The organism is Actinospineispora spinosispora DSM 44797 (genome assembly GCF_000429025.1).
Classification (GTDB): Bacteria; Actinomycetota; Actinomycetes; order Mycobacteriales; family Pseudonocardiaceae; genus Pseudonocardia; species Pseudonocardia spinosispora.
In genome coordinates this window covers 203,692-220,539 of record NZ_AUBB01000024.1, presented here as the reverse complement: position 1 = coordinate 220,539, position 16,848 = coordinate 203,692, and the positions used below count along the sequence as shown (strand labels likewise).

At 69.5% G+C, this 16,848-nt stretch carries 18 protein-coding genes, 1 tRNA gene and 2 pseudogenes; 7 read left to right on the top strand and 14 right to left on the bottom strand.

From position 1 onward, the window contains the following. Positions 1–58: 58 nt before the first annotated feature. Positions 59–898, bottom strand: coding sequence for a transglycosylase SLT domain-containing protein (locus G406_RS0111020; protein WP_028933874.1), 840 nt, complete (start codon positions 896–898; stop codon positions 59–61). Positions 899–1,040: 142 nt separating this feature from the next. Here G406_RS0111020 and G406_RS0111015 point away from each other — a divergent pair, with 142 nt between their 5' ends. From G406_RS0111015 to G406_RS0111005, 3 genes are all read left to right on the top strand, one after another. After that, entirely contained in the window at positions 1,041–1,478 is a 438-nt protein-coding gene (locus tag G406_RS0111015) for a CBS domain-containing protein (protein ID WP_028933873.1), read from the top strand. An 80-nt stretch (positions 1,479–1,558) separates the two neighbouring features. Next, positions 1,559–2,374, top strand: a complete 816-nt coding sequence (locus G406_RS46150; protein WP_051341939.1) for a phosphotransferase family protein — start codon at positions 1,559–1,561, stop codon at positions 2,372–2,374. Positions 2,375–2,534: 160 nt separating this feature from the next. Further along, positions 2,535–3,326, top strand: a complete 792-nt coding sequence (locus tag G406_RS0111005; protein ID WP_028933872.1) for an MIP/aquaporin family protein — start codon at positions 2,535–2,537, stop codon at positions 3,324–3,326. A gap of 45 nt (positions 3,327–3,371) precedes the next feature. Here G406_RS0111005 and G406_RS0111000 read toward each other — a convergent pair whose 3' ends face one another. The 10 genes from G406_RS0111000 to G406_RS0110955 form a co-directional block, all read right to left on the bottom strand. Continuing rightward, positions 3,372–4,487, bottom strand: a complete 1,116-nt coding sequence (locus tag G406_RS0111000; protein ID WP_028933871.1) for an LLM class flavin-dependent oxidoreductase — start codon at positions 4,485–4,487, stop codon at positions 3,372–3,374. A gap of 9 nt (positions 4,488–4,496) precedes the next feature. Further along, on the bottom strand, positions 4,497–5,018 hold the full coding sequence (locus tag G406_RS0110995) for a GTP-binding protein (protein WP_245607077.1): 522 nt from the start codon (positions 5,016–5,018) through the stop codon (positions 4,497–4,499). Between the two features lie 49 nt (positions 5,019–5,067). After that, positions 5,068–5,445, bottom strand: a complete 378-nt coding sequence (locus tag G406_RS0110990) for a DUF742 domain-containing protein (RefSeq protein ID WP_211241108.1) — start codon at positions 5,443–5,445, stop codon at positions 5,068–5,070. Between the two features lie 16 nt (positions 5,446–5,461). After that, complete coding sequence (locus G406_RS0110985; RefSeq protein WP_028933868.1) at positions 5,462–5,887, bottom strand: roadblock/LC7 domain-containing protein; 426 nt, start codon at positions 5,885–5,887, stop codon at positions 5,462–5,464. Next, positions 5,884–8,637 carry a sensor histidine kinase gene (locus tag G406_RS46145; RefSeq protein ID WP_051341938.1) on the bottom strand — a complete coding sequence of 918 codons (2,754 nt, stop codon included), beginning with the start codon at positions 8,635–8,637 and terminating at the stop codon, positions 5,884–5,886. The genes G406_RS0110985 and G406_RS46145 overlap by 4 nt, the downstream gene beginning before the upstream one ends. A 704-nt stretch (positions 8,638–9,341) precedes the next feature. Beyond that, a tRNA-Ala gene (locus tag G406_RS0110975) sits at positions 9,342–9,414 on the bottom strand. A gap of 42 nt (positions 9,415–9,456) precedes the next feature. After that, complete coding sequence (locus tag G406_RS0110970; RefSeq protein WP_028933867.1) at positions 9,457–10,371, bottom strand: hypothetical protein; 915 nt, start codon at positions 10,369–10,371, stop codon at positions 9,457–9,459. Between the two features lie 122 nt (positions 10,372–10,493). Beyond that, entirely contained in the window at positions 10,494–11,156 is a 663-nt protein-coding gene (locus G406_RS0110965) for a GNAT family N-acetyltransferase (RefSeq protein WP_028933866.1), read from the bottom strand. 9 nt (positions 11,157–11,165) lie between these two features. Next, entirely contained in the window at positions 11,166–12,392 is a 1,227-nt protein-coding gene (glp, locus tag G406_RS0110960) for a molybdotransferase-like divisome protein Glp (protein WP_084215975.1), read from the bottom strand. Next, a complete protein-coding gene (locus G406_RS0110955) occupies positions 12,389–13,300 on the bottom strand; it encodes a UTP--glucose-1-phosphate uridylyltransferase (protein ID WP_028933864.1) in 912 nt (303 codons plus the stop codon). Before G406_RS0110955 ends, glp begins: the two co-directional genes overlap by 4 nt. Before the next feature lie 165 nt (positions 13,301–13,465). Here G406_RS0110955 and G406_RS46140 point away from each other — a divergent pair, with 165 nt between their 5' ends. Both G406_RS46140 and G406_RS59695 read left to right on the top strand, forming a co-directional pair. Continuing rightward, positions 13,466–14,152 carry a 5-formyltetrahydrofolate cyclo-ligase gene (locus G406_RS46140; protein ID WP_084215961.1) on the top strand — a complete coding sequence of 229 codons (687 nt, stop codon included), beginning with the start codon at positions 13,466–13,468 and terminating at the stop codon, positions 14,150–14,152. Continuing rightward, positions 14,100–14,339, top strand: a pseudogene (locus tag G406_RS59695) (FmdB family zinc ribbon protein); the annotation flags it as partial. The gene G406_RS46140 and the pseudogene G406_RS59695, both read left to right, overlap by 53 nt. A 14-nt stretch (positions 14,340–14,353) precedes the next feature. Here G406_RS59695 and G406_RS59690 read toward each other — a convergent pair. Next, entirely contained in the window at positions 14,354–14,545 is a 192-nt protein-coding gene (locus G406_RS59690) for a hypothetical protein (RefSeq protein WP_028933863.1), read from the bottom strand. Positions 14,546–14,755: 210 nt separating this feature from the next. On the opposite strand from G406_RS59690, the gene G406_RS0110940 reads away from it, so the two are divergent. Then, positions 14,756–15,427 (top strand): SAF domain-containing protein, encoded by a 672-nt coding sequence (locus G406_RS0110940; RefSeq protein WP_084215959.1) that lies wholly within the window; start codon positions 14,756–14,758, stop codon positions 15,425–15,427. Between the two features lie 28 nt (positions 15,428–15,455). Beyond that, a pseudogene (gene mscL / locus G406_RS58795) lies at positions 15,456–15,839 on the top strand (large conductance mechanosensitive channel protein MscL); the annotation flags it as partial. A 303-nt stretch (positions 15,840–16,142) separates the two neighbouring features. Here mscL and G406_RS0110930 read toward each other — a convergent pair. Together G406_RS0110930 and G406_RS0110925 are read right to left on the bottom strand one after the other, a co-directional pair. Next, a complete protein-coding gene (locus G406_RS0110930; RefSeq protein WP_028933861.1) occupies positions 16,143–16,328 on the bottom strand; it encodes a hypothetical protein in 186 nt (61 codons plus the stop codon). Positions 16,329–16,334: 6 nt separating this feature from the next. Beyond that, the gene (locus tag G406_RS0110925; RefSeq protein ID WP_425414583.1) at positions 16,335–16,829 is read right to left on the bottom strand and encodes a MogA/MoaB family molybdenum cofactor biosynthesis protein; all 495 of its coding nucleotides are present in this window, start codon (positions 16,827–16,829) and stop codon (positions 16,335–16,337) included. Positions 16,830–16,848: the final 19 nt, after the last annotated feature.

Genomic DNA, 16,848 nt, shown 5'->3' with positions numbered 1-16,848 from the left:
TGTCCCCTTCCAAACCGATAGTTGCTATAACATATCAGTCCGGACTCGATCAAGGCACTCAGGTGGGTGGCGGAATCTGGTGAAGCGCTAAATTACCGTCCGCCGGACCCGTGTTCGCCCACTCTCCGGAGTCGGCGGTCCAGGTTCGCCCGTTCGCGGTCACCTGGTCGATACCCAGCCGGGCGGCGTGCGCGACGAGCCAGTTGCCCAGCGCCCAGCTGCGACCCGGTTCGTGCCGGCCGGTCAGCGCGGCGGTGCCGAGCTCCCGTTTCGCCACTGTGACCAGCGATTCCTTCGGCACGGTGAGCTTCAGGTCGTGACACGTCAACGAGCCCTCCGCCTCGCCGGTCAACGCCGCCGCGATTGCCCTGGCCTGCGGTTCCCACTGCGCGTAGGCCTGCGGCGCTGCCGAGCGCTGCACGAGCTGCGCGGCGTCGGTGACCTCGAGGGTCGTCCAGTTCCGTTGCTGGCGAAGGCGTTGGTAGAACGCGGTCGCCGCATAGACCGGATCCGAGATTTGCGCGACGGTCCCCCAGCCCTGGGAGGGCCGCTGCTGGAACAGGCCGATCGAGTCGCGGTCGCCGTAACTGAGATTGTGCAGCCCGGATTCCTGCAACGCGGTCGCGATCGCCACGGTCACCGCGTGGTCCGGCATTCCCAGCCTGGCGCCGACCCCGGCAATCGTTGCACCGTTCTCCGCCTGCTCGACCGTCAACGCGAAATCCGACATCGCATCCGGGTCGTCCACCGCTCCGACCCGCAGCGATACCGTGCAACCCGGCGCCGGATGCGCGAACGGGCTCGCCCGGTACAGCACGAACAACAGGCCGCCGACGCCCAGCAGCGCCACGCACGCGAGAACCAGCGTCCTGCGGGTCCCGGCCGACGGCGCTCTCACCCGACCAGGGTATGGGGACGGGTGACTCTCAGCTGCGGGGCGGCGCGTTCATTGCCCTGACCTGGTCATGAGCCTAACCTCGTAAGCCGTGTGAACGATTTCTAGTGCACGTCTCTCAGCACTCTCCACACGGAGGTCAGTGATGAAGATCGAGTCGATCCTGCGCGCCAAGGGCCGCTCCGTCACCACGATCCAGCCCTGGTCCACCATCGCTGACGCGGTCGACCGACTGCACGGACCGCCCCGTATCGGCGCGCTCGTGGTCACCGGAGTCCCGCGCGGCTTCACCGGCATGATCACCGAACGGGACGTCATCCGAGGTCTCAAGATGCACGGCCCCGCACTGTTGGAGCAGCGGGTGTCCACGCTCATGACCCATCACGTGCCGACCTGCTCTCCGGACGACACGGTGGCTACCGTCATGATGCAGATGACCCGCACGCGGTACCGCCACGTGCCGGTGCTCGACCACGGCGAGCTCGCCGGCTTGATCAGCATCGGTGACGTCGTCCGCAGCAGGCTCGACGAGATGGAGCTGGAGACCGGAGTGCTGCGCGACCTCTACGTGGCCCGCCATTAGAGGGGTTCAGCCGTAACAACCGTGTGCTAATTGGGCCGGGCACCTTCCCCGACCCTGAGAAGAGGGTCACAATTACCCCTGTGACTCCCCGCTACGAGCGGACTGACAAGTCCGTCGTGGCCATCGGTGAACGAGTGGTGGCCAAGTCTCTGGCGGTGGACGGTGAGTACGCGCGGGCACGATTCGCCCACGAGGCCACCGTCCACCGCCGATTCATCGCGTACCCACCGCCGATCCGCGCACCGAAACTGGTGCTGACCGACGGGCTCCGCCTGCTGGTCGTCGAGCGGCTGCCCGGCGAGCAGCTCAACTCCGAACGTTTTCCGGGCAACCTCGCGGAATCGACGCATCTCGACTCGCTGCTGCGCAACCTCGAGAAGCTGCACGAGTGGCAGCCGCCCCGTTCGGAGTTCCCGGTGGTGTTCAACTACCCCGACCGGTTCCGCAGGTACCGCGATCACGGCCTGCTGAGCGACGCGGAGGAGTCGGCGCTGACCAGCGCGTTCAGCCCGTTGGCCGGAGCATGGGAGTTCAACCACGGCGACCCGGTACCCAGCAACGTCCTGGTCGACGAGGACGGAGACACCCTGTTGGTCGACTGGGAGTTCGCCGGTTGGTTCCTGCCGGGGTTCGACCTCGCGGTGCTCTTCACGATGCTCACCAACACCCCGTACGCGCTGCGTCGCATCGAGCAGGCCGTCGCCCGGCGCCGCATCGAGGTGCCGTTCGTGATCAACCTCGCCGTGGTCCTCACCCGGGAGCTGCGCCGGCACCGTGACCTCCCGGCCGGTCGGCACCGCGACCAGGGCCTGGCGTTGCTCGAACCGCTGTGGAAGCGCGCCCGGAACCGGCTGGCCGACGTGCTCGGCCCGCACCTGCTCGCCACCGGCAGCTGAGCCCGAGAGGAAACCGGTTTCCGGCGAACTCGGTCCGCGCCACTCGGGCTTGCGCAAGAATCGTTCTCAGGACACCAATTGGCGGCTCCGCCCGGGGTGATCCAGTTGTACCGTTCGGTGTTCGCGCGACGAGGCGTGCACTGGGAGTGGGGAGCGGCCCATGACGGATACGGCCAAGAGTCCAAGTCTGCTCGGGGAGCTGCTCGCCGAGTTCGCCGGAACCATGATCCTGATCCTGTTCGGCGTCGGCGTCGTCGCCCAGGTCGTCGCGGGTCAGATCGGTGACCACGACAGCATCGCCTGGTCCTGGGGCCTCGGTGTGACACTCGGTGTCTACGTGGCTGCCCGGATCAGCGGCGCGCACCTCAACCCGGCCGTCACGTTCGCTCTCGCCGTGTTCGGCGACGTGCCGTGGCGCAAGGTCCTGCCCTACTCGCTGGCCCAGACGGCGGGCGCGTTCGTCGCCGCGCTGCTGGTCCGGTGGAACTACAGCGAGGTGCTCGCCTCGGTCGACCCCGGTCACACGGTCAAGACCCAGGGCGTCTTCTCCACCCTGCCCGGCAACGGCACGCTCCCGGTCAGCGACCTGGGCGCGCTGCGCGACCAGATCATCGGCACCGCGATCCTGCTGTTCGTCATCGCGGCGCTCACCAACCTGCGCAACACCGAAGCACCCGGCGCCAACATGACCCCACTGGTCATCGGCCTGCTGGTGGTCGCCATCGGCATGGCGTGGGGCACCGACGCCGGCTACGCCATCAACCCCGCCCGCGACTTCGGTCCCCGGCTGGCGTCGTTCATCACCGGCTACGACACGGCGTGGCTCGACCAGTACGGCAACGTCTACTTCTGGGTCCCGATCGTCGGCCCGCTGATCGGCGGAGTCCTGGGCCTGGGCCTGTACAAGCTCCTGGTCGGCCGATACATGCCCGCTCCGGAGAAAACCCCCTGAGTGTTGTGGGTTGCTCTGGCAACCCACAACGCTCACGGGTTGTACCTAGCTCGAGAGTGCGGCTCGGGGCACCCTGATCCCCTTGGCCTCCAGCCTCGGGATGACCTCGGCCGCGAAGTGCTCCAGGCCGGTCACGTAGTCCACGAAGGCCAACGTCATCCCGGCCAGGCCCGCCTTCGCGTAGCGCTCGATCTCGTCGGCCACCTCGTCGGGGGTGCCGATCAGGGGGCAGGTGCCGTGGCCGGCAGCGAACCGGGGGCGGAAGCTGGCGAGCATCTCCTTGGTGAACGACTGCGCGTGCAGGCCCTGCAGCCGCATCAGGTTGTCCACCGCGTCCCAGTCGGCGTTCTCCTCGGCGTAGTAGTGCAGGTACTCCAGCGCCTCGGCGCGCGTGGGCTTGCACACCACGTGCGCGGGGCTCATCACACCGACCTCGCGACCGTAGGTGTTGCGCGCGGTCTCGGTCAGCTGCTTGGTCAGCGTCGCGCCCTCGTCGGCGTCGCCGATGATGGTGAAGACGTAGTTGGCGTTGCGTGCCGCGAAGTCACGCCCCTGCGCGCTCGAACCGGCGTTGAGCACCGGGAGCGTCCCCTGCAGCGGCTTCGGCTCGGCCTCCACACCGTGTGAGGAGAAGAACCGGCCCTCGAGGTCGATGCGGCCCTCGCAGGTCCAGAGGGTGCGGACGTGCTCCCACCATTCCTGCGCCATCGCGTAGCGGTCGTCGTGGTCGGTCGGCAGGTCCAGGCCCATCGCCAGGTACTCGGGCTGGTTCCAGCCGGCCACGATGTTGACCCCGGCCCGGCCATCGCTGACGTGGTCGATCGTGGCCAGCTGCTTGGCACTGACCACCGGATGGTTGAACGCGGTGTGCACCGTGGCGAACACGACGACCCTGCTGGTGTGCGCCAACAGCCCGGTCGCCCACGGAATCGGCTCCAGCACCGAGCCGTGGAAGTTCGTCTCGCCGCCGTAGCCGACGAAGCGCGCGATCGGCAGGATGAAGTCGATACCGACCTCGTCGGCCAGCCGGCCGAGCCGGAGGTTGTCCGCCCAGCTCGCGCTCCACCGTTCCGGAACCTTGGTCACCGCCAATCCGCCCGAACAGTTGGGGGCGAACAGACCGAGTTTGAAGTCCTGACCGTCGACCAAGGTGTTCAGCACGCGCCTAGATTACGCGGCGCGCTGCAACAACACCTGGTCGATCAGGGCGATCAGGACGTCCTTGACCGACTCGCGTTCCCGCGCGTCGCAGTGCACCAGCGCGATCGTGTCGTCGACCCCGAGCGCTTCCCGGACCTCCTCCAGATCGAACCGATCGGCCCCGTCGAACATGTTCACCGCGACGACGAACGGCTCGGACCGCTCCTCGAAGTAGTCGAGCACCGGGTAGCAGTCCTCGATGCGCCGGGTGTCGGCGAGGATGACCGCGCCGAGCGCCCCGTCGGCCAGGTCGTCCCACAGGAAGGTGAACCGGTCCTGGCCCGGAGTGCCGAACATGTAGAGGATCAGGGTCCGGTCGAGGGTGATGCGGCCGAAGTCCAGTGCGACCGTGGTCGTCGACTTCTCGGCGAGCAGGCTCGCGTCGTCCACCTTCGTCGACAGGTCGGTCATCGCTGCCTCGGTCACCAGCGGATCGATCTCGGAGATCGCGCCGATGAACGTGGTCTTCCCGACACCGAACCCGCCGCTCACAACGATCTTGATAGGCGCCAGATGGCCGGACTGCGACGCCGAACCATGTTCAGAGCGCCCGTACAAGTTCTCGGATCCTTTCGATGGCGTCATACGACAGACTGCGTGGTTCGTGCAGGGTGATCAGGTTCTGGTGCTGCAGGTCCGACGCGAGAACGCGCGCCACACCGACCGGGACGGACAACGAGGCAGCCACCTCGGCCAGCGATACGGCGCGCTGGGCGAGCTCGACCAGGCGGCGCTGCTCGAACCGCAGCGGCGCCGACAATGCGGCCGGCATCGCCAGCAGCAGGGTCTCGATCCGCAGGCTGTTGTCCAGCGGACGGGTCCGGCCGCCGGTCACGATGAACGGACGCACTCTCGCCGCGTCGTCGGTCATCGCCGAGAAGTGCGTACCTCCCGGCTCCGGAAGTCGTGGAGGAACCATCGTCACACCAGCCCTCTCATAACATCAGCTCTGCCCTGAGCTCTGAGATCAATGTCGGGGTCAACAGGCTTCCGGCGCGCTCCACCAGCACCGCGATCTCGTAGCCGATCAGGCCGATGTCGCAGCCTTCGTCGGCGAGGACGGCGACACAGCTGCCGTCACTGACCGTCGAGACGAGCAGGAAGCCCCGCTTCATCTCGATCATGATCAGCCGCAGGCCGTCGAAGTCGTAGTAGCGGGATGCGCTGCGCGACAGGCTCGCCAGTCCGGAGACCAGCGCGGCCAGCCGGTCCGCCGAGTCCCGGTCGAGCCCTTCGGACATGGCGATGAGCAGCCCGTCCGACGACACGGCGACCGCGTCGCGGACGCCGTCGGTGCCGCGCACGAAGTTCGTGATCAGCCAGTTGAAACTCTGCGGATCAGCGTGGGAGTCGATGCTCACGCCTGTCCTCCTTGCGACGCGGTGTGGATGGCCGGCTCATCTGTCCCGTCGGCCGCCGGTTCGACGGTCAGCTCGAGCGGTACGTGCTCCGGTGGACTGGGCTGTCGGTAGGCGACCGCGCGAAGCTCGGCGGTGCTCTGGTCGGAGAAGCCGGGCTCCCGCTGGGCGGGCTCGGAGTACGGGGGCTCGTCGTGCCGGGGTCCCTCGCCGCCCACGGAGAGGGCGTAGCTCTGCTCGTGGTTCGGCTCCTGGTGGCCGGAGTACGGCGCCGGGCTGGCCCACGCGGGCGCGGGTTGCGTCGACTGCTGGTAGATGTCCCGTTCGACGCCGGACTGCGCGGCACGCTGGTGACCTGCCCGGAACGCCGACAGCATGGAGCTGACGTCGCTCGGCGAGCGCTCCCGCTCGGGGGTGGAGACCTTCGGCGGGATGTACTGCGCCGCGGGCCGCAGGGCGGGCGTCGACTGCTTCGGGCGCGCCGACTTCGCCTGCCGTTTGGCGAGTCCGTTACGAGTGCGTTCGCTGCTCACATCCACCCTGACCCGTTGTGCCGGTGCCGGTCGTTCCTGCCGGGGCATAGGTGCGCCGGTCGTGGCGCCCTGCTGCGTGGGCACCGCGTCGGCGGGCGCTGACAAGGTGCGGACCGGCGTCCGCTGAGGGCCCCGAGCCTCGGTGTCCGCCTCGTTCGGCTTCTCCGCGTAGCCGACCGGCCGGACCGACACGGTCGGCTGGTCCGCGTCCGGTCCCGCCGGATCGACCAGCATGATCGAGGGCAGCAGCATCCTCGCGGTGATACCGGTGATCGGCGCCGGCGCCAGCGTGACCTCGACGCCGAGCTGCCTCGCCAGGCGGCCGACCACGTAGTGACCGAGGAACCTGGTGGGCGCGACCAGGAAGTTCTCCTCGTCGTGCAGCCGGGCGTTGGCCTTCACCAGTGCGTCCGGCTGCATGCCGGCACCGTGGTCGACCACCGCGATCGTGTAGCGGCTGCCCATCCGGCGGCCGTAGATCTCGACCTCCACGCCCGGCGGCGAGTACGCGAGACCGTTCTCGATCAGCTCGGCCAGCATGTGCGCCAGGTCGGTCACCACGGAGCCGGCGATGTGCACGTCGTCGATCCGCTTGAGCGAGACCCGCTGATACCCCTCGACCTCGGACAGCGAGGCGCGCACCACGTCGTAGATCGACAGCGGGCTCGACCAGGTCTTCGGGCCGGACTCGCCGACGAGCACCAGCAGGCTCTCCGCGTTGCGGCGCATACGGGTGGCGAGGTGGTCCAACTCGAACATGTTGGCCAGCGTCGACGGGTCGAGCTCCTCGCGCTCGAACTCGCTGATCAGGCCCAGCTGGCGGCGCACCAGGTTCTGGTTGCGCCTGCCGAGGTTCGCCAGCGACGCGGTCGTATTGCGGCGGATCAACGCCTGCTCGGTGGCCAGTGTCAGCGCCGATTCCTGGAGCCTGCTCACCGCACGCGCCAGCTGCCGGATCTCCGTGCCCGCGTGTTCGGGGACCGGGAGCGCAACCGGCCTCGGGAGCTCGATCTCCTCGTCGTCGGTCGGGTTCTCCAGGTCCTCGACCGCCTTCGGCAGCCGGTTGGCCGACACGTCGTCGGCTTCGGCGGCCAGTGCGCCGAGCGGGCCGATGATCGATCGGGCGGCGCCGATCACGAGCGCCACCTGGATGGCGATGCCGATCGCGGCGGCGACCAGGTACGCGATCAGCTCGCGCAGTGCGGCGTTGCGCAGCGCGTCGGCGCGGTCGGCCAGCTCGGTGCCGATGGACTGCTGCACCGTGTGGAGATCGTTGATGACCAGCGTCATCTGGTTCCACCAGTGGTTCTGCGCGTCCACGTGCCGGGCCAGCACCCCGGTGACGCTGGCGGCGGCGAGTTCCTCGAACTCGGCGGCCCTGGTGGCCACCGGCGACTGCAGCGCGTCGTCGACGGCCGAGCGCTGCTGCGGAGTCGCCGAGTGCTCGAAGGCGTCGAGCGCGATCTGCTTGGCCGCGCGAATCTCGGAGAACTCCTGGTACTGCTGCGGTGAGATCGCGTTCGCACTGAACACACCGTTGAGCAGCCCGCGCTCGCGGTCGGTGTTGTCCTTGGCGTCACCCAGCGTGTAGAGCGCCTGCAGCCCGTTGCGCAGGACCCGGTCCTGCGCACGGTCGAGACCGAGGTCGAGGTCGTTCAGCGCGGCGGTGGCGTCGGTGTAGTAGGACAGGGTCGTCGCCTGGTCGGCGGCGCCGCTGTCCACGTCCTTTCGGACCGAGGCCAGATCGCCGAGCCTGCCGAGCGCTGTACGCACCGCGTCCGAGGTCGGACCCTGGTAGGTCGGGTCGTCGAGCAGCTGGTTGAGCGTGACGAGCGCGGCGTCGGTCTGGATGCGCTGTGCGGTGACCGACGCCTGGTAGTAGCGGCCACCGCCGAGCAGACCGTTGGTCAGGCCGCGTTCCTTCTGCAGCGAGTGCACCAGCTCCTGCGTCTGCAGGGTCACCGTCACGATGCGTGAGGTGCCCTGGGCGTCTCGGAACTCACCGAGCTTCCCGGTGACCATGAAGCCCAGCGCGAGCAGCACCAGGACGAGAGCCACCACCAGGATGCGGCTCAGCTTCGCCCGGATCGACGTCGGCCGGAACAGGACGCGCAGCGTACGTGGGATCAGTGATGGCTCGTGGTCCCGATACTGCTCGGGCGCACCGGGAGCGGACCCCTCGCTGTCGTCGGCAAAGAGCGCCCGATGACGTCCGTTCACCGCTCCTCCATTTCGCACCACAGGACCCACCATCAGTAGCCGAGCTGCACCATTGACACCATCCGACACACACTCCGAAACGCCCCGAGCCGAATGCACGCACAGATTTCGGGGGTAGCGTAGCCACCCCAGCGAGGGAAGCCAACACAAGATCTAACCTGAGATAACACAGGTAGACACCCCGAGACCGCACACAGAGGCTAGACCCGGCACAACGGTCGAAGAATCACCAAAATTGACCGTTCCCGGCCCAATCTTGCGCACATCTCCACCCCCACACCACCCACCGGTAATCCACTCCCGACTCCCAGTGAACTAATTGCCAAAGCAATAACTGCCACAATCGAGCCTTATGATCAACGTCACTCCGAGCCCCACGGCAAGCCCGTGCCAAGCCGGCCCCACCACCAAAGCAGCGGAACAAGATGTCAACCCGAGGAGAACGCTGGCAAGAACCCGAGCCGAATCGCCGAACACCAAGAGCGAAGACCGACGAACAGGAGCGACGCCCAAGGCAAGCCCACGAACAACGACGCCACAGGAGAGCCCACGAACAACGATGCCGAAGGCGAGCGCTCACGAAGGGTGACCACGCCGGGTCGGAGGATGCCGCACCGTGGGGGGCTTGGGGGGCTCGGCCCCCCAATGCCATGACCACACGACAAAGGCTCGGGCTCTCCGCGAGCACGAGCCATCCAGTCGGGTGGAGCTGAGGGGAATCGAACCCCTGACCTACTCGATGCGAACGAGTCGCGCTACCAACTGCGCCACAGCCCCAAACTTGCTCCGCTTGCGGAGCGATCAAAGCTTAGCAGTCGGTCATTGACCGGCCGCACGTCGGTATCCCCGATAGGCCTGTTCGGCGAGCTCGTGCAGCTCAGGGTCCTCTGCGTCGAGTTCGAGCCGCACGGTTCCGGGTGGTGGCTGGGGCAGGCGCATGGGGGTGAGCCGGGGCAGCGCGGGAGTCTGGGGCTCGTCGTCGGTGTGCTCCGCACAGCCGGCGTCTTCGGGCTCCGCGTCGTCGGCGCCGTCGCCGGTGTCGGTGCCGTTGTCGTGGTCGCGTGAGGGCCTGCCCTCGGTGGCGCGCTCGTCGCCGTGGGGGTTGGTCTTCGCGGCTTCGCGCGCGGCGACCTCGTCGGCGACGGTGCGTGGACGTCCGCCGGTGTGGTCGCGGCGGGTACCGGCCATGCGGGCGGCGCGGCGTTCGCGGATGGCCTGTTCCATCCGGACCTGCCGGCGCAGGTACACGAGGTAGCCGATGAGGCTGAGGTCGACGGCGGCGTGCAGGTACCAGGCGTCGGACATGCGCAGGGTGGCCGCGAGCAGCGCGGAGATGACGGCGAACAGCACGAGCAGGAGGACCATGCGCTGCCGGAAGGTGTACTTGGCCTGCGCGGCGAGTGCAGCCGCCTCGGGGTCGTATCCACCTCGGCCGGGGCGGTAGGGGCTCTTCGCGAGGCGTTCACCTCGGTCGGGTTCCGGGTGGACCGCGTCGTCCCGGCTGCCCGGAGGATCGTGTCGATCCGACGGTTCCGGCGCCTCGGGACCGGTACGGCCGTCCGCGGCGTCGTCCATCGTCACCTCCTGGTTGCGGCGGCGTGGGCGCTGCAACACCCGTCCGGACAACGCCGCGTCGCTCGGGCGCGGCGTCTGCTGGCGTCGCCGCGCGGCCATCGGTACCAACACGGCCAGCCAGGTGGCCACTAGACCGGCGAACAGCAGGGAGCTGGGCATCCCGCCTCCCGCTGGTCGTACCGGCTCGCACCTGGGGAGCCCGGGAAGTAGAGGGCACCTTCGGTGTTCGCTCACGGTAACCAGGGAACCGTCCGCGATCATGACGACGCGCCGGTACCGGCTCAGACGCGCTCGGCGAGGCCCCTTCTGACCAACCGTTCGACCACGCTGTGCTCGAGGTCTTCGGGTGTCATGGCGTAGATCAGGTGGTCGCGCCAGGCTCCGTCGACGTTGAGGTAGCGTCGGAACAGTCCTTCTTCCCGGAAGCCCAGTTTGATGAGGACGCGACGGCTGGAGTGGTTCTCCGGGCGCACGGTGGCTTCGATGCGGTGCAGTCCGACGGGCCCGAAGCAGTGGTCCACGGCGAGCGCGACGGCGGCGGTGGTGAGGCCTCGGCCCGCGACGTGGCTACCGATCCAGTAGCCGACGTAGCCGGACCACAGCGGGTCGCGCAGGACGTTGCCGATCATGACCTGGCCGACGAACTGGTCGTCGACGAGCAGCGCGAACGGCAGGCCCATTCCGCGTCTGCCGATGGCGCGTAGTGCGCTCCACCGGGCGGGCCATTCGACGACGGTGTTGCGTTGTGCCCAGAGCCCCGGGGCGTCGGGTTCCCAGGGACCGAGGTGTCGTTCGTCGCGGGTGCGGATGTCGGACCATCGGCCGCCGTCACGCAGCCGGACGGGGCGCAGGCGCACGACTCCGCCACTGGTGCGGAGCGGGCCGAGTGTCGCGGGCCAGCCGGGGTGACGGCCGAGACGGGTCGAGTCGGGGAAGTGAGCCACGGATACCGGTCAGCTGCGCGGGGCGAGGAAGGCGACCGTGACCTGTTCGCCGACGGTCACTTCGGTCACGTGTTCGGCGAGCTCGATGAGGCAGTTGGCTTCGGCGAGCGCGGACAGCAGCTGGGTGCCCGAGGTGCCCAGGGGCTGCACGAGGTAGTCGCCGGTGGCTTCTTCGCGTAACAGCTGGCCGCGCAGGTAGCCACGCCGGCCGGGGATCGAGCTGAGCGGGGACAGCAGCCGTGCGCTGATCCGTCGTCGCCGAGGGTCGTTGCGACCGAGCGTGGTGCGGATGAGCGGCCGGACGAGCACTTCGAAGAGCACGAGCGCGCTCACCGGGTTGGCGGGCAGCAGGAACGTCGGGACGCGTTCCCTGCCGAGCCTGCCGAAGCCCTGCACGGACCCGGGGTGCATCGCGACGCGGCTGCCGTCGAGGTCGCCGAGCTCGCCGAGGGTGGACAGGACCTGCTCGCCGACGACGCCGCCGATCCCGCCGCAGATCACCATGACCTCGCTGTTCGCCAGGTGGTCCTCGACTGCGGCGCGCAGCCGCATCGGGTCGCGGGGGACGAGCCCGACCCGGATGGCGTCGGCGCCGGAGTCCCGCGCCGCTGCCGCCAACGCGTAGGAGTTCACGTCGTAGACCTCGCCCGCGCCGGGGTTGCGTGCGACGTCGACCAGCTCGTCGCCGATGGACAGCACCGCCACCCTGGGTCTCGGGTGCACCAGGACGCGTTCCCTGCCCACGGCGGCGAGCAACCCGACCTGAGCGGCGGCGATCACCGAGCCGCGCCGGACCGCGACGTCGCCCGGCATGACGTCCTCACCGATGCGCCGCACGAACGCGGCGGACGGCACGGCGCGGTAGATCGACACGGTGGCCGGGTGGCCGTCGGTGTCGGCGGTGGGTACGACCGCGTCGGCGAGTGTGGGCAGCGGCGCTCCGGTGACCAGCCGGACCGCCTGGCCCGGCTGCAGCCGGTGCGGCTGCCGGGAACCCGCGGGGATCTCGCCGACGACCGGCAGCTGAACGGGGTGATCCGGCCCCGCGCCGCTGAGGTCGACGCTGCGCACCGCGTACCCGTCGACCGCCGCCTGGTCGAATCCGGGCAGCGCACGCTGGGCCACGACCTCCTCCGCGCACAACATGCCCTGCGCGTCGGCGATCGCGACCCGTACCGGAGCCGGCCGAACGGCCGCGTCCAGTACTCGCGCGAGCTGCTCGTCGACCGGTCTCACGCCCCGCGCACTCCCCCGCCCGTCCACTCCAGACGCTCGGCCAGCCAGTCGCGCAGGTCGGGTCCGAGCTCCGGGTCCGCGAGCGCGTAGTCGACGTACGCACGCACGTAGCCGGCCGGGTTGCCCAGGTCGTGACGGCCGCCGTGGTGGACGACGACGTGCACCGGGTGGCCTTCGGCGATCAGCAACGCCACCGCGTCGGTGAGCTGCAGCTCACCACCCGCGCCCGGGGTGATCCGCTTCAGCGCGTCGAAGATCTGCCGGTCCAGCAGGTAGCGGCCCGCCGTGGCCAGGGTGGAGGGCGCCTCGTCGGCCGGGGGCTTCTCCACCATGTCCTTGACGATCTTCACGTCGGGGTCGTCGGTGTCCTCGACGTCGAACACGCCGTACGCGCTGATCTGTTCCCTCGGGACGTCGAAGGCGCACAGGACGCTGCCGCCGTACCTGGCGCGCACCGCGGCCATCCTGGTCAGCACGCCCGAGGGCAGCACCAGATCGTCGGGCAGCAGAACCGCCACGGCGTCCTCGTCGGCCGACAACGCGTCGTTCGCGCACCCGACCGCGTGGCCGAGTCCGAGCGCCTCGTGCTGGGTGACCGTCGCCACCTCGAGCAGCTCGGCGGCACGTCGCACCTTCGCCACCAGCTTGTCCTTGCCCCTTGCGGCCAGGGTGGACTCCAGCTCGGGCTGCGGCGCGAAGTGTGCCGCCACGGCGTCCTTACCGGGTGAGGTGACGATCAGCAGCCGCTCTGCCCCGGCTTCGGCCGCCTCGGCGGCGACCCTCTCGATGCCCGGTGTGTCCACCACCGGGAGAAGCTCCTTCGGCACGGTCTTGGTGGTCGGCAGGAATCGCGTCCCCATGCCTGCGGCAGGGACGATCGCGGTTCGGAACGGTCGAGGTGCCTGCATGGTCGGCGAGCCTAGCCGCACAGATCCCGAACTCGGCACTGAGCACGCGGCGTATCGATCTCGAACTACCCGGATGGTCCGTGTCGTGGCCGGTATGCGGCGCCGGCGCAGCGGCTAACCTGGAGGTGTCGACGTGGCCGAACCGAGTACAGGTGAGCACCTCCCGTGACCAGAGCCGGCGCCCCGCCGCCCGACGACAGCACCACTGCCGCACCCGATGGTGGGGCAACCGACAAGACGGCGTGGCGCGGTCGTCTGCTGGCCGCCCGTCGCGCGGTGCCCGCCGCCGTCCACGCCGAAGAGGCCGACGCGCTCGCCGAGGCCGCCGTGGCCGCGGCGCAGGGACGTGACGGGCCGGTGTGCTGCTACGTACCGATGCCCGGCGAGCCCGGCTCGATGAGCATGCTCGATGCGTTGCGATCGGCCGGACACGAAGTGCTGCTGCCCGTGGTACCGAACCGCGAGCCGGCACCAGCCGGGGCGCCCCGGCTGACCCGCGCACCATCAGGCCCGATGGATTGGGCGCCCTATAGCGGTCCCTCCTGTCTCGTCGAAGGCCCGCACCGGCTGCGGCAGCCGGGTGGACCGGGATGGGGGCCGGCAGCGATCGCCGTCGCCGGCCTCGTTCTCGTACCCGCTCTCGCCGTCGATCGCCGAGGAGTACGCCTCGGCCGGGGCGCGGGCTGGTACGACCGCACCCTTCCCCTGGCGAAGCCCACCACTGCGCTCGTCGCCGTGGTGCGCGACGAGGAGTGGGTGGACCGACTGCCGGCCGAGCGCCACGACGTCCTCATGCACGGTGTGCTCACTCCCACGGGCGGGCTGCGGGCGCTCGCGGATCGTCTGGACTAGACTGGCACTCGTACGGTGCGAGTGCCAGTCTTGCGGAGGTAGAGCGGTGCCGACCTATCAGTACGCGTGTACGGCCTGCGGCCACCGCTTCGAGGCTGTGCAGGCTTTCACGGATTCGACCCTGACCGAATGCCCGGAGTGCGCCGGTCGCCTCCGGAAGGTGTTCTCGTCAGTCGGGATCGTGTTCAAGGGGAGCGGCTTCTACCGCACCGACAGCCGATCGGGCTCGGGTGTGGCGGCGGGCGGTTCCTCGGAGAAGCCCTCGGACTCCAAGTCGTCGACCTCGTCGGAGTCGTCGTCCTCATCGTCGGACTCCTCGAGCTCGTCCAGCTCCTCGTCGAGCTCGGGTTCGTCGTCGTCGGGGTCCTCGTCGTCCGGCTCGAGCACCAGCACGGCGGCGAAGGCTTCCTGATCGGGGTCAGGCCCCGCGTGTCGTTCGTCATGGCGCCAGGATGCCCGTCGGTCGAGCAGGACGTGCCTCGCTCGGCGTGAAACGGCCGAGTTATCCACAATCGGCCGATTTCGCCTCGGACTCACCCCGGTTATCCACAGGCGGAACCGGAGTCGGTTGCTCGGGCGTGGATTCGTCCTAGCGTCGGACCCATGACCGACACACAACGTCCTGCCCATCCCGAACGACGTGGCCCCTCGGCGCGAGCCGCGTGGCTGGAAGCTTGGGGCTGGCGCCGCGCGGTGCTGGCCAGGCGGGTACTCGCCGGCCTGTTGGCGGTGGCCGCCCTCGTTCTCGCGGTCCGTGCCCCGCCCGGTTCCACGGCCGCGGTACCGGTGCTCGTCACGGTCCGCGATCTCGCTCCGGGCGTCACTCTGCGCGCCGAGGACGTGCAGGTGCGGGAGTGGCCGCCCGACCTCGCGCCGGCGGGCGCACTGCATACGGCCGACCAGGTCGAGGGTCGGGTGCTCGCCGGAGCGGCCGGTGCCGGCGAACCGCTCACGGCGCCCCGTCTCGCCGGGCCCGAGCTGGCGCGACGGGCGAGCGGCCGAGCGGACGCGGCCAGTGTGCCGATCCGGTTGGCCGACGCGGAGGTCGTCGCGCTGCTCAGCCCGGGCCGCGTCGTGGACGTCGTAGCGGGTGACGGCCGGTCCGACGGGTCGCTCGTGCTGGCCTCGGCCGCCATCGTCCTGACGGTGTTGCCGCCGGAGGCACGGTCGCCGGGCGGGCGCGGCCGTCTGGTGCTGGTGGCGGTCCCGAGGGCCTCGGCGACGAAACTTGCCGCGGCAACACTGGGCAGGGAGGTGACAGTTACCCTCCGCTGAGCATGCGTCAAGACTTCGGAGGGGACCGATGCTGAAGGGTTTCAAGGACTTCCTGCTGCGCGGCAACGTCATCGACCTGTCGGTGGCGGTCATCATGGGTGCGGCGTTCGGTGCGATCGTCACGTCCTTGACCGACAAGATTCTTCGGCCGTTGCTCAACGCGATCACACCACCGGCGAGCCCGGGCATGAGCGTCGAGCTGGTGGCGGGTAAGCCGAGCACCGCGATCGACTTCGCGGCGGCGATCACCGCGGTCGTCAACTTCGTCATGATCGCGGCGGTCGTGTACTTCGTCATCGTGATGCCGATGCGCAAGATTCAGAACAGGCGCAAGCGGGGCGAGGAGAGCGGGCCGGCGGAGCCGACGGACGTCCAGCTGCTCACCGAGATCCGCGACCTGCTGCGTAGCCAGGCCGGTTCGGCGACGACATCGAGCGCGACGGAGTCATCCACCGCTCATGCAGCCGGCGCGGAACCGGTGGCGACGACGAGCGACGAAGCCGCTGAGGAGGAGCCGACGCTGTTCACCCAGCCGCACAGGTCGGCACCCTCTGGCGTGGGCATGGGCACCGGTGGTCGCCAGGCGGTCGGACCGGTCGGCGGCACGACCCAGACCATCCGACCCATCGGTGGCCCGGAGCAGGCGGTCGGCGAGCCCAACGCGGCCGAGGGCGGGCGTCACAGCCGCGACCACTGAGCCTGCTCCGCGGCGCGGTCAGCCCGAGTCGTGATGCGGTGGACGGTTCTCGGTGTACCAGCGCTCATCGGCACCGTCCGCCGTGCGGTCCGGCACGTCGTCACCGGTGATCTCGGGCAGCACATCGCCGAACACCTCGGCCAGGCGACGCCGCCGGGCGGCGGCATCGTCGGCGGAGCCGGGGGTGGTCGGCTGGTCCGGCACGAGCGTTCAGGCCTCGTCGAGGCCGGAAAGCTCTTCGATGACGTGCGGCGCCAGCGGGGTCAACGTGGCCATGCCGTCGCGGATGGCGGCCCGGGACGCGGCGAGGTTGACCACGAGGGTGCTGCCGGAGACGCCGACAAGACCACGGGACAGCCCCGCGTCGACCGCGCCCGCGGCGAGGCCGGATGCGCGGATGGCCTCGGCGATGCCGGGGATCGGCCGGTCTAGCACACCCGCGGTGGCGTCGGAGGTGACGTCACGCGGCGACACACCGGTCCCGCCGACCGTGATCACCAGGTCGACTCCGCCGATCACGGCTGTGTTCAGTGCATTGCGGATGGCCACCGCTTCACCGGGCACCGCAATGACCCCGTCGACCACGAAGCCGCCCTCTTCGAGCAGCTCGGTGACCAGCGGGCCTGTCGTGTCGTTCTGTTCACCGTGTGTCGCGCGGTCGTCCACGATCACGACCAGTGCACGACCGATCCGGGGTGGTGCCATCTCCATGGAACAAACCCTA